Below are 12063 nucleotides of genomic sequence, written 5' to 3'. Positions count from 1 at the left end.
TCTCCTTTATTATTGAATAAACTTTCTAATTTTAACTTATTTCACAGATCCTTCTGATAATCCACTTGCAATTTTATTTTGGATGATAGAGAAGAAAATGATTGATGGAAGAACTACAATAACAGATGCTGCCATCATATCTCCCCAGTCTAGTATTTCTGAACCATTAAGTGAACGAAGGGCTACTGCTACTGTCATCTTTCCTGTATTGTTAATCAAAATCAAAGCATACAGGAATTCATTCCAAGCATTGATAAATGTATAAATAGCTGTTGCTACAATACCTGGTGCTACAATTGGTAGTACAACTTTATAAAAAGTAACAAATTTATTTGCACCATCAATTCGAGCTGCTTCTTCAATTCCAATTGGAACTGTTTGGAAAAATCCAACTAAGAGCCAAACTGCATATGGAACACTAAAAGATAGATAAACCATCATCAAGCCAAATAAACTATTTGTTAATCCAACTTTAGCAATGGCAATTGAATAGGGAATTGCTAGCAAAATTGGTGGAAAAATGTAGGTAATGACGAGTAGTCTTGACATGATTGCTCCCAATTTAGGGAAGAATCGAACAATACCATAGGCTGCCATAGCAGAAATAATAATCGCAATAACAGTTGTAGCTAAGGCAATGATTAAACTGTTTCGAATGTTATCAATAAAGTGCAAATCGTTGATAACATGAGTGAAATAATCCAATGTAAATTGTTCAGGCCAAAATCGTGTTGGATACTGAGTTAATTCCCCTTTACCTTTGACAGAAGATATGATAATCCATACCAATGGGAAAATTGCAACGATGGTCGCACCAATCAAGAGTACATGTGAGAGAATATCTAAATAAATACCGGATTTCTTCTTCATTATTTTCTACCCTCCTTTTCCCACTTACTGATGATAGCAAAGTAGATAAAGCAAATTGCCACCAAGAAGATAAAGAGCAATACTGTAACTGCTGAGGCACGACCCAACAATTTAGTTCCCCAACCTAGGTTGTAGGCAAAAATTGGAAGCGTCGTTGTAGCATTGGCTGGTCCACCACCTGTAATTAGGTAGATAATGTCAAAGTTATTAAAGATCCATACAGTTCTCAAAACAACTAGAAGCCCTACAACCACTTTAATATGTGGAAAGACGATAAATTTGAACACTTGCCAACTTGAAGCACCATCTATCTTAGCAGCCTCAAATTGTTCTTCTGGTACTGTTTGCAAAGCTGAAAGCACATTAACCATAATCATCGGCGCTCCAAACCAAATGTTGATAAACACCAAACATAGGAATGCCCATGTACTATCTGTCAAAAATGCAGGCGTATGTTCCATTAAACCTAATTTTACGATTAGATTAGGTAAGTAGCCATAAACCCCGTTTAGAATCCACTGCCAAGAAAAGGCAATAACGATGGTAGGAAATGCCCAAGGAACAATCAATAAGGTCCTATATAATTTCTTGAAGTGGCGTACTCTGTGAAGAGCTAAAGCCAATACAAACCCTACTAAAACTTGACCAACTAATGAGAAAACGGTCCACTTAATTGAATTAAAGAACGCATTAAAGAAGTTGGGATCTGATAGCACAGCTTTATAGTTAGCTAAACCAACAAATTTATAATTAGGCATAATCAAATGCTTATTGGTAAAGCTATAAAAAATACTCGAGAAAAACGGATAAACAAAGAGTAATCCTACGATAATCATAGCTGGCAAAACAAATATCCAGCGAGTTAAATTACGTTCTTTAACCATTCTCCTTCTCCCTTCTTTTACAAGATTGGGCTAGGGCTTTTCAGCTCACTAGCCCACCTATTTTCTAGTCTTTTACATCTACTGAGCAGCCTCAAATAAATCGTTTAGTTGTTTTTCTGCTTCTTTTGCTGCTTTCATAGGATCTGTTCCATTTGAAATGATATCTTGGAACATTTGTTCAATAATGTGTTGGTTAGTCAACATACCAGCTTGTACACTTGGTCCATTTTCATAACCAATAGCAGTACCTTTTTTAACAGCTTCAGTAATTACTTCTTCAGCATGTTTAAATTTCTTACGAGTTTCATTTTCTTTATAGGCTGCAGAATCGCTAATTCCCTTAATAGTTGGCAACATACCTACTGGAGTTGAATCAAGGAATTTAATATAGTCTTCTTCATTGTAAAGTGATTCCAAGAATGCTTTAGCAACTTCTGGATGTTTTGAATTTTTCCAAACAACCATTGGAATGTTTGATGTTTCAATTCCTTGGTCTTTATCAGATTCTTTGATTTTTGGAATAGGATAGGCATCAATCGAATCAATCAATTGAGGACTGTTGGCATTAATTCCTCCAATATGGAAGCCAGAGTTAAAGTCAAATGCTGTTTTTCCTTGATAGAACAAGGTAGCTTGTTGAAGGACATTAAAGTTCAAAGAATCTTGAGGTGAGATTTCTTTATACATTTTAACCCAGTATTTAATACCATCTTGAGCAAGTTGGCTTGTCAAATCTGCTTTAAGATCTTTTGTCAAGAGACTTCCACCACCACTTCGAACATAGAAGTTCAAGAAACGTGTTGCCATTAAGTCGTTTGTCCCAAATGGAACAGACAAGCCATAAACTCCAGCTTCTTTCAATTTTTTAGAAGCTTCATAGAGTTGATCCCAAGTTTTAGGAACCTCAATATTATGTTCTTTTAACAAATCTGTTCTAACCCACATGACTTGTGCATGGGAATAAAGAGGAACAGAGTAGTAATCATTTCCGATTTTTGCTTCATTTAAGGCAGTTTCGTTAAATTTATCCTGTCCAATACGCTTGATAGAATCGTTTAGCGGAACCAAAGCATCTGAGTTTACCATTTCCATTACTTGGTTAGGAAGGGCTGTACTGATATCTGGCACATTTCCATTTGCTAAACCTGTAGTCCATTTAGTATAGAAGTCATTCCAAGAAAATGTTTCAATCTTGATTTTCGTTTTTGGATGTTTTTGCATGAAAGCATCTGCTGATTTTTGAATACTTTCTAAACGTGGCCCTTGAGTGAAGGAGTGCCACATTGTAATCTCACCAGATAATTCTGTCGGTGGTTCAGTGTCAGCTGTAGTTTCTTTCTTTCCTGAACAAGCTACTAAGGCAACAGCTGCTAGCGCAACTCCAGCTAAACATAAAAACTTTCTCATTTTTTTCATTGTTCTTCCCTTTCTACATTAAGAAATCGCAACTTTAAAGACAACTTTTTTAACAGGTTCATCATTTATACGAACCTTGGGTTGATGTAAATCTTCTGGAAAAGTGATAAGGCATTCACCAGCTCTCAAATGAACTAACTGTTCCACTTCTCCTGTGTATAATTCAATATCTTTTTCTTCATCATATTTTTGGGTAACGCTTACATTTTCTGGCGACGTAACAGCCATGGCTTCTTCGTTTTCCAAAACTAAATGAATATCCAAATATTTTTGGTGAGTTTCAAAGAAGGCTCCTGCTTGACCGTCTGCTAGATAAGTAAAGCAATTCCCAAATAATCGATTACCATCGATCTCAATCGGACCTTCTGTTAAATTTTCTAGTCCTGTTTTTTCTAGAAAATCTATTAATGTTGCAAAATGTGGATTTACTTTCACATAAGTTCCTAAACGACTGATTTTAGTAATAATCATACTCAATCCCCCTTTCTTTATTTTTTATTTAAGAGCAGCAACGAAGCGTTCTGTAATCTCTTTTGGTCTAGTAATAGCGCCACCTACAACGATGCCTCGCACTCCATATCCCAGGATTTGTTTGGCTTGTTCTGGTGTATGAATTTTCCCTTCGGCAATGACATCCACTCCTGCATCACAGAGTTTTTTGATCAATTCAAAATCTGGTCCGTCCACTTTTGGACTATAAGATGTATAGCCTGATAAGGTTGTTCCGACAAAGTCAATTCCTGCTTCTACAGCTGCTAGACCTTCTTCAAAAGTACTTGTGTCAGCCATCAAGAGTTGGTTAGGGTATTTTCCCTTAACCTGACGAATAAATTCTTGAATCTCTAAACCATCGTAGCGTTCACGCTTGGTACAATCCAGAGCAATCACTTCTATGTCGAGTTCTGCTAATTCATCAACCTCTTTCATAGTAGCAGTGATGAAGGGTTCTTGCGGTGGATAATCTCGTTTAATTATCCCAATGATTGGAAGGTTGGTAACCTCCTTGATTTCCTTGATATCGCGAACACTATTTGCTCGGATACCGACTGCTCCACCTTGCTCAGCCGCTTTGACCAGCAAGGGAATGACTCCTCCCGCTTCTGTATAAAGCGGTTCGTGAGGAAGGGCCTGACAAGAAACGATGATTCCATCTTTGATTTGTGCAATCAAGGCTTCTTTAGTAATCTGTGGCATCCTCTTTCCTCCTTTTCCTTGTTCTTATGAGGTCATTATATATCATTTATTAAGCGCTTTCAATACTTTGTGATAGAATAGATTTCAGTTTCAAAAGTATTTTATAGAACAGCTGTTTCTGAAAGTAGTTTCAGAGAGTCATCTATTTTAAATCATTCTTATTAAACTACAAAAAAGAGAGCTCCTGGGCTCTCTCATTACATGCTCCTTTTTTTGTAATCGCCACCACCACTGTAGCATATCTAAGAAAGCAATGCAAGAAAGAAGGGTAATACTCTTCGAAAATCTCTTCAAACCACGTCAACGTCGCCTTGTCGTATATATATGTTACTGACTTCGTCAGTTCTATCTGCAACCTCAAAACAGTGTTTTGAGCAACCTGCGGCTAGTTTCCTAGTTTGCTCTTTGATTTTCATTGGGTCACTTCTAAAACTGACTTCCAATTTTGGGAGAGAGAGGGAAGTTACTTTGAGAAGTTACGCTTTTTTACGAATAAATAGATAGAAGCATTAAATCTAGTCAACCTAGAGGTAAAAATGTGCTATAATGAAAGGAGAAGAAATATGACTGTACGTCATCCGGGCATCAGCCCAACCAATGACTTGGTTGCTAAGAAAATCTTTAGCAATCCAGAAGTCACTTGTCAATTTATTCGCGATATGCTGGACTTACCAGCTAAAAATGTAACTATTTTAGAGGGAAGCAATATTCACGTCTTGCCTTCCCTGCCTTACTCAGCGCAGGATTTTTACACTAGTATAGACGTCTTGGCAGAGTTGGACAATGGCACCCAAGTGATCATTGAGATTCAGGTGCATCATCAGAATTTTTTCATTAATCGTTTATGGGCTTATCTGTGCAGTCAGGTCAATCAAAATCTTGAAAAAATTCGTCAACGTGAAGGTGATACACACCAGAGTTACAAGCATATCGCTCCTGTCTACGCCATTGCAATTGTGGACAGCAACTACTTTCAGGATGATTTAGCCTTTCACAGTTTTAGTATGCGAGAGGATACGACAGGTGAGGTTTTGACAATTACAAACAACAGGCAGGAAAACCATCTAGTCAAGATGGCGTTCTTAGAACTAAAAAAATACAGAGAAACCAGCAAGGATAGCGTTCGCAAACCGTGGTTGGAGTTTTTTGGGAATAAACCCTTTACCCAACAACCCGAGCGAGCCATCAGCCAGGCAGACCAACTGCTAGACTACAAGAGCTGGTCCGAGGAGGACAGGAAAATGTTTAGTCAACTACGTATGCGTGAAGAACAGGCATTATTGGCTCATGATTATGCCTTGGAAACTGCTAGGGCAGAAGGGATTGAACAGGGACTGGAGCGTGGAAAAGTTGAAGGAAGTTTGTCTATGCTACTAAATCTAGTCCGTCAAGGTCTTTTGCCTTCTGAAGTTGCCAGTCAACAGTTGGGTATGACTGTCTCTGAGTTTGAAGAACTATTGAAAGAGCATCATAAATAAGAACTAAAAAATATAGAGAAACCAGTAAGGACAGGGTTCGCAAGCCGTGGTTGGAGTTTTTGTAAATCATTAAATCAATGACAGATTTTTCCGTAATAGATGGAAGAATCTGTTTTTTAGTTATGCTAGATGTGGGTTCTGAAATAGTAAGATATGGTGTATTGAAATAAGATAAGAACAAAGAAATTAGGAAAGTCAAATTATAGTTAAATGAAATAAAAACTGAACAAATTAATTGCGGAATTCAAACTAATTTCTAACAATGTTTTAGAAAACTCGGTGGACTATTTCGGATTCAATCTACTATAATTTCTAGAATTTTTTTAGAATCCGCAGTGTGCTATTTTAGATTCAATAAATTGTGCTTTTAGAAACGAAAAAAGAGCATTTCGCTCTTTTTTCTCCTATCCAGTCTTAGCTTTTTACTTCTTTCTTTTGGAAAGTGGTTTTGTAATTTACTTTAATCGTTACTGTCATGTGAGAGGCCTCGTTTCTTTTTGATGACTCTAGTATAAGGGCCAAACCTGAAAGCTAGCTTAAGATTTCCTTAGAGAAAGCTTAATCTAAATGTTCTTTCTTTTCCATATGAAGGGCAATCATGCGCCATTCTGGATCCTCTTTCCAACCTTCCATAGAACTAATATAGCTGGCAACCTTTCTAGCCTCTTCTAAAATCGGAAAATCTTCGATAATATCAGCCACTTGGAATTCTGGAAGTCCTGACTGTCTGGTTCCAAAAATTTCACCTGAACCACGCATTTTCAAATCTTCCTCCGCAAGGACAAAACCATTAGTGGTTTCTGTCATAATGCGCATGCGATCTTTCCCAGAATCCGTCTTGGGATTAGCAACGAGAACAGCATAGGACTGCTTGTCCCCCCGACCGACACGACCTCTGAGCTGGTGAAGCTGGCTGAGCCCGAAGCGATCGGCATCCATGATGATCATAACTGTCGCATTTGGAACGTTAACCCCGACCTCGATAACCGTCGTTGAAACCAGAATATCCGTTTTTCTCTCTTTGAAATCCTGCATGATCTGGTCTTTTTCATCACTCTTCATTTTACCATGTAGAAGAGCTACCTCTGCCTTTCCTGCAAAATGCGCCGTCAATTCCTCTGATAAGGCAATGGCATTTTTCAAATCCAGAGCTTCTGATTCTTCAATCAAGGGAGAGATGACATAGGCTTGAGAACCTTTTTGGATTTCCCCCTCTAACCAAGTCAGGACCTGAGCTAGTTGCTCATGTTTGATCCAGCGCGTCACAATGGGTTTTCGACCTGCTGGCATCTGGTCGATAATGGAAACATCCATATCTCCAAAGGCTGTGATGGCTAGCGTCCGTGGAATGGGAGTCGCCGTCATCATGAGGACATCTGGATTGTCTCCTTTTTCCCGTAAAATCCGCCTTTGCCCCACACCAAAACGGTGCTGCTCATCGATGATAATCAAACCCAGGCGATTATAATCCACCCCATCCTGAATCAGAGCGTGGGTTCCGATAATCAAATCAGCATCACCCTTGGCAATAGTCTCCAAAACTTCTCTCTTTTCTGCAGCTTTCAAGGAACCTGTCAAAAGAGCCAGTTTCAAGTCTGGAAAGAGGTTCTGTAAACTCTCAAAGTGTTGCTCTGCGAGGATTTCTGTTGGTACCATTAGGGCAGCCTGATAACCAGCTGTCACCGCCGCAAACATAGCCAAGCCAGCAACTACTGTTTTTCCGCTCCCCACATCCCCTTGTAGGAGACGATTCATGTGGTGGTCCGACTTCATGTCAGTCAAAATTTCCTGTAAACTCTTTTCTTGAGCTTGAGTCAGGGCAAATGGCAGACTTTCTTTAACAGCTGACACTTTTTCCTGAGACCAGTCCAGAACCAGACCGCTTCCCTGAACTCTATTTTCAGATTTGAGCGTTTGCAATTGCATTTGGAAATAAAAGAGTTCCTCAAACTTGATACGGCGAAGAGCCTGCTTGTATTCTCCCAAATCCTTTGGAAAATGCATAGCTCGGACTGCCTGACAACGGGACATGAGTTTGTATTTGTCCAGCAAAGACTGGGGAAGATTTTCCTCAATCAAGAGGTCCAATCCCTGATCAAAAGCCGTCTTAATAACCTTGACCAGACTGGCCTGACTGATTCCCTGAGCCAAGCGATAAACAGGTTGGAGGTCATCTTCCACCTGAGCTAGGACCTTCATCCCTGTCAGACTAGCCTTGGCGCGGTCCCATTTTCCAAAAACAGCAAGGGTTGCTCCCAACTCTATTTTATCAGCTAGATAGGGCTGGTTAAAGAAATTCACCGCAAAAACGACTTCTCCCTGCTTGAGGCTAAAGCGTAGGCGATTACGCTTGAAACCATAGTACTGGACACTAGCAGGAGTCACGACTTGACCAGAAAGAACCGCCTTTTCACCGTCTTCCAGTTCCAGCACTTGCTTTGTCTTGAAGTCTTCATATCGGAAAGGAAAGTAGAGCAAGAGGTCTTGCAAGTTTTCAATTCCTAGTTTGGCGTATTTTTCTGCTGACTTTGGTCCCACACCAGGTAAGACATGCAAGGGTTGATGTAGATTCATGCTCCACTCCTTTCTTTTCTAATAATATTCTCTCGGAATGCGGTCGCTGAGAAGACAAACCACTTCATAGTTAATGGTTCCACTGTAGGTCGCTACCTGAGTAGCTGTGATCTCCTTGCCCCCGTTAGAACCAATCAAAGTTACCTTGGTTCCGAGTGGGTAAGCCTTAGGAAGACGAATGGTGATTTGGTCCATAGAAACCCGACCGACGATTGGGCAAGCTTGGCCATCTACCAATACAGAAAAATTCTGCATGTCTCGTGTCCATCCATCTGCATAGCCAATTGGTACCGTCGCGATGACTTGCTCACTATCTGCCTGATAGGTAGCTCCGTAGCCCATACAAGCTCCAGCTGGAACTGTCTTGACATGGACCATAGCAGACTCCAAGGTCAAGGCTGGTTTCAAGTCATAGGGCAAGTCCAAGACCTCTCCGCTAGGGTTAAGACCATACATAGCATCTCCCATACGAACCGCATTGAAAATAGTCTCTGCATGCCAAAGAGTCGTTGCCGAGTTGCTAGCATGTACCAGCTCTGGAAGACCTTTCATACTAGCCAAAATAGCTTTAAAGCGTTCTAACTGGGCATTAAAGTAGTCATCTGATTCCTCGTCTGCAGTAGCAAAGTGGGTAAAAATCCCTTCAACACGAGCACCATGTTGTTGGAGCAAGTCTTGAGCCTGATCAGCTTCACTAGCCTCTCGAAAACCAATCCGTCCCATTCCTGAATCAATCTTGAGGTGGACTGTCAATCCAGTTAGCTCCGCTTCCTTATCTAAGAGTGCTTGAATCCACTCCAGTCCAGCCACAGTCAAGGTGATGTCATATTCTTTAGCTAGAGCAACTGCTTCGATTTCAGAAACTCCTAAAATAAGGATTTTCTTGCTGAGTCCAGCCTGTCTGAGTTCAATGGCTTCATCTATATTCGAAACGCAAAAACCATCGACATCATCTTGAATAGCCTTGGCAACGGCAACAGCTCCATGCCCATAAGCATTGGCCTTGACCACTGCAAATTTGAGCGTTCCCTCGGGGATATGAGCTCCCATTTGTTGAATGTTTTGTTGAATAGCTCCCAGATGAATCAGAGCCTTGGTTGGTCTATGTGGACTAGCTTTCATGATTTTCCTCCAAAATGACACTGGCTGTCACAAACTGATCTGTATGGCTGATAGACAGCCAAATCTTTCCTGAAAATGGTGACCGACTAAAATAAGGCGCCCCGCGTTCATTGTTCAAGACTTCTAAATCCTGAAAACCGAGCTTGCCAATACCCGTTCCCATAGCCTTGGAAAAGGCCTCCTTAGCCGACCACCGACCAGCCAAATATTCAATCTGCCTGCGCCCTTTGAGACTGGTGAAGCGCTCCATTTCCTTAGCGGTCAGCACGCGCTTAGCAAAGCCTTCATGTCGTGTAACTGCGCTTTCTATCGAAGCCAATTCTTCGATGTCAATTCCGTGTCCAACTATCATTCTCATCAAAAGGAGTTGAGATCCCCCAACTCCATCCTTTTCACTTATTTTGTCAAGGTAGCATAAATCTCTTCTACCAAGGCCTCTGTATTTTCCCAACCTAGACAAGGATCGGTAATGGAGCAACCAAAGACCTCTGGTTGGTTTTGACGACCATCTGCTAGGTAAGATTCAATCATAAAGCCTCGAACTATCTTTTTAATCTTCTCATTCCAGTCACGATTTTGCAAGGTCTGGCGAACAATTCGAATCTGCTCCATATATTGCTTGCCTGAATTATCATGGTTGGTATCAATGAGAATAAAGGGATTTTCAAGTCCCATGGCTTCATAGCGTTCAATGGCATTTAGCAAGGTTTCATAGTAAAAGTTAGGCTCATTTTTCCCATATTCATTAACTGCACCACGAAGGATGACGTGAGCCAAGGGATTTCCTGAAGTCTCAACTTCTTGACCATGGAAGAGGAAGGTTTGTTTGTTTTGGGCGGCATAGATACCGTTAAACATAACACCCAAATTTCCAGAGGTTGGATTTTTCATCCCGACTGGTGCATCAATCCCTGAAGCCACAAAACGGTGCTCTTGGTCTTCCACAGAACGAGCCCCCACAGCATGGTAGCTGACCAAATCATCTACCAAGACCAAATTTGACGGATAAAGCATCTCGTCTGCCGTTGTCAAACCTGTCTCTGTAATGACGCGATAGTGCAACTGGCGCACAGCCTGCAAACCGTTAATCAGGCTTGGAGCCTTAGAGGTATCTGGTTGGTGAACCAGACCTTTATAGCCGTCTCCGTTGGTGCGAGGTTTAGCTGTATAAACACGCATAACCATGAAAATCTTGTCCGCCACCTTCTTCTGCAAGGCGGATAAACGGCGGGCATATTCCAAGACAGCCTCTTCATTATCAGAAGAGCAAGGACCAATCACCAAAAGGATCCGGTCATCTTCTCCTGAAATGATGTCTGCCATTTCTCTATCACGACGCTCCTTTAGTCGCAAGGCTTCCGCAGACAATTGGGTTTCTGCTTTGATTGCTTCAATATCAATTTCTTGACCTTTTTCAATAAATGCCATCTTATTCTCCTAGCGTTTGGTAGATTTCTCTGACGAGGGCTTCCGTATTATCCCAGCCAAGACAAGGGTCTGTGATAGACTTGCCAAATACTTCCGGTTCGTTTTGACGGCCGTCTTCTAGATAAGACTCAATCATAAAGCCACGAACGTACTGCTTGATTTTTTCATTCCAATCACGGTTAATCAAGGTCTGGCGGACAATTCGAATCTGGTCCATATATTGCTTACCAGAGTTGTCATGATTGGTATCCACAATGATAAAGGGATTTTCCAAGCCCATCTTCTCATACTGAGCAATGGTATCCATCAAATTATCATAGTAGTAGTTAGGAATATTCTTACCATACTCATTGATCGCTCCACGAAGAATGGCATGCGAAAGCGGGTTCCCAGTTGTTTCCACTTCTTTTCCTAGGAAAAGGAAACTTTGTTTGTTTTGAGCAGCATAAATCCCATTAAACATAACATTGAGATTTCCAGAGGTTGGATTTTTAAACCCAGTCGCAAAATCTGCCCCACTTGCCACAAAGCGGTGTTGCTGGTCTTCAACTGAACGGGCACCAACCGCCATGTAAGAAATCAAATCATCTACAAGCGGAAGATTTTCAGGATAAAGCATTTCATCAGCTGTCGTCATACCTGTTTCCGTGATGACACGATAGTGAAGATGGCGCACGGCTTTGATTCCGTTGATAAGACTAGGCGCTTCTGTCGCATTAGGCTGGTGAATCAAGCCCTTATAGCCATCTCCGTTGGTACGGGGTTTGGCAGTATAAACACGCATAACCATAAAGATACGGTCTGCTACTTCTTCTTGCAAAGCTGCCAAACGCTTAGCGTACTCAAGAACAGCTTCTTCATTGTCAGATGAGCATGGCCCGATTACCAAGAGAATCCGTTGGTCTTCTCCACGTATAATGGCTTCTAGCTCTTGATCACGCTGTGATTTTCTCTCTAAAGCTTGACCTTCTAATTTTGATAAGGCACGAACTTCTTCAATATTAATTTTAGGACTTTTTGCTGTAAATACCATAACTCATCTCCTTATAAAGCAAACGGATACCAAGTAAAAATTTACTTTTCACAAGGTATCCGCC

Annotated in this window: 11 protein-coding genes; 1 reads left to right on the top strand and 10 read right to left on the bottom strand. The window is 40.9% G+C overall.

What is annotated here, in order from left to right; all coding sequences use genetic code 11:
• Positions 1–36 precede the first annotated feature (36 nt).
• The 5 genes from N8M16_RS04600 to N8M16_RS04580 form a co-directional block, all read right to left on the bottom strand.
• Positions 37–870: a carbohydrate ABC transporter permease gene (locus tag N8M16_RS04600; RefSeq protein WP_000730332.1), complete on the bottom strand. Its 834-nt coding sequence runs from the start codon at positions 868–870 to the stop codon at positions 37–39.
• Positions 870–1754, bottom strand: coding sequence for a carbohydrate ABC transporter permease (locus tag N8M16_RS04595; protein WP_000237988.1), 885 nt, complete (start codon positions 1752–1754; stop codon positions 870–872). The genes N8M16_RS04600 and N8M16_RS04595 overlap by 1 nt, the downstream gene beginning before the upstream one ends.
• 78 nt (positions 1755–1832) lie before the next feature.
• Positions 1833–3170 (bottom strand): ABC transporter substrate-binding protein, encoded by a 1338-nt coding sequence (locus tag N8M16_RS04590; RefSeq protein ID WP_125442952.1) that lies wholly within the window; start codon positions 3168–3170, stop codon positions 1833–1835.
• Positions 3171–3188: 18 nt separating this feature from the next.
• Entirely contained in the window at positions 3189–3641 is a 453-nt protein-coding gene (locus N8M16_RS04585; RefSeq protein WP_229294614.1) for a YhcH/YjgK/YiaL family protein, read from the bottom strand.
• A gap of 24 nt (positions 3642–3665) precedes the next feature.
• Positions 3666–4364, bottom strand: coding sequence for an N-acetylmannosamine-6-phosphate 2-epimerase (locus N8M16_RS04580; protein ID WP_261069694.1), 699 nt, complete (start codon positions 4362–4364; stop codon positions 3666–3668).
• Between the two features lie 563 nt (positions 4365–4927).
• Here N8M16_RS04580 and N8M16_RS04575 point away from each other — a divergent pair.
• Positions 4928–5842: an Rpn family recombination-promoting nuclease/putative transposase gene (locus N8M16_RS04575; RefSeq protein ID WP_261069693.1), complete on the top strand. Its 915-nt coding sequence runs from the start codon at positions 4928–4930 to the stop codon at positions 5840–5842.
• A 558-nt stretch (positions 5843–6400) separates the two neighbouring features.
• Here N8M16_RS04575 and recG read toward each other — a convergent pair.
• Genes recG through N8M16_RS04550 form a run of 5 tightly spaced genes read right to left on the bottom strand, consistent with a single transcriptional unit; the run spans position 6401 to position 11999 of the window.
• Positions 6401–8416: an ATP-dependent DNA helicase RecG gene (recG, locus tag N8M16_RS04570; protein WP_261069692.1), complete on the bottom strand. Its 2016-nt coding sequence runs from the start codon at positions 8414–8416 to the stop codon at positions 6401–6403.
• 18 nt (positions 8417–8434) lie between these two features.
• On the bottom strand, positions 8435–9538 hold the full coding sequence (gene alr, locus N8M16_RS04565; RefSeq protein WP_261069691.1) for an alanine racemase: 1104 nt from the start codon (positions 9536–9538) through the stop codon (positions 8435–8437).
• Positions 9528–9890: a holo-ACP synthase gene (gene acpS / locus N8M16_RS04560; RefSeq protein WP_261041036.1), complete on the bottom strand. Its 363-nt coding sequence runs from the start codon at positions 9888–9890 to the stop codon at positions 9528–9530. The genes alr and acpS overlap by 11 nt, the downstream gene beginning before the upstream one ends.
• 44 nt (positions 9891–9934) lie before the next feature.
• A complete protein-coding gene (locus N8M16_RS04555) occupies positions 9935–10966 on the bottom strand; it encodes a 3-deoxy-7-phosphoheptulonate synthase (RefSeq protein ID WP_000864047.1) in 1032 nt (343 codons plus the stop codon).
• 1 nt (position 10967) lies between these two features.
• Complete coding sequence (locus tag N8M16_RS04550) at positions 10968–11999, bottom strand: 3-deoxy-7-phosphoheptulonate synthase (protein ID WP_000232190.1); 1032 nt, start codon at positions 11997–11999, stop codon at positions 10968–10970.
• Positions 12000–12063: the final 64 nt, after the last annotated feature.

Origin of the sequence: Streptococcus mitis (assembly GCF_946188375.1) — a bacterium.
GTDB classification, from domain to species: Bacteria; Bacillota; Bacilli; order Lactobacillales; family Streptococcaceae; genus Streptococcus; species Streptococcus mitis_CX.
The sequence above is the reverse complement of the archived record's forward strand: the minus strand, read 5'-3'. Positions and strand labels throughout refer to the sequence as shown.

What these genes read in the sequence shown, in the direction of transcription:
- N8M16_RS04600 (WP_000730332.1), bottom strand. Translation starts at nt 870, where the DNA reads ATGAAGAAGAAATCCGGTATTTATTTAGATATTCTCTCACATGTACTC.
- N8M16_RS04595 (WP_000237988.1), bottom strand. Translation starts at nt 1,754, where the DNA reads ATGGTTAAAGAACGTAATTTAACTCGCTGGATATTTGTTTTGCCAGCT.
- N8M16_RS04590 (WP_125442952.1), bottom strand. Translation starts at nt 3,170, where the DNA reads ATGAAAAAAATGAGAAAGTTTTTATGTTTAGCTGGAGTTGCGCTAGCA.
- N8M16_RS04585 (WP_229294614.1), bottom strand. Translation starts at nt 3,641, where the DNA reads ATGATTATTACTAAAATCAGTCGTTTAGGAACTTATGTGAAAGTAAAT.
- N8M16_RS04580 (WP_261069694.1), bottom strand. Translation starts at nt 4,364, where the DNA reads ATGCCACAGATTACTAAAGAAGCCTTGATTGCACAAATCAAAGATGGA.
- N8M16_RS04575 (WP_261069693.1), top strand. Translation starts at nt 4,928, where the DNA reads ATGACTGTACGTCATCCGGGCATCAGCCCAACCAATGACTTGGTTGCT.
- recG (WP_261069692.1), bottom strand. Translation starts at nt 8,416, where the DNA reads ATGAATCTACATCAACCCTTGCATGTCTTACCTGGTGTGGGACCAAAG.
- alr (WP_261069691.1), bottom strand. Translation starts at nt 9,538, where the DNA reads ATGAAAGCTAGTCCACATAGACCAACCAAGGCTCTGATTCATCTGGGA.
- acpS (WP_261041036.1), bottom strand. Translation starts at nt 9,890, where the DNA reads ATGATAGTTGGACACGGAATTGACATCGAAGAATTGGCTTCGATAGAA.
- N8M16_RS04555 (WP_000864047.1), bottom strand. Translation starts at nt 10,966, where the DNA reads ATGGCATTTATTGAAAAAGGTCAAGAAATTGATATTGAAGCAATCAAA.
- N8M16_RS04550 (WP_000232190.1), bottom strand. Translation starts at nt 11,999, where the DNA reads ATGGTATTTACAGCAAAAAGTCCTAAAATTAATATTGAAGAAGTTCGT.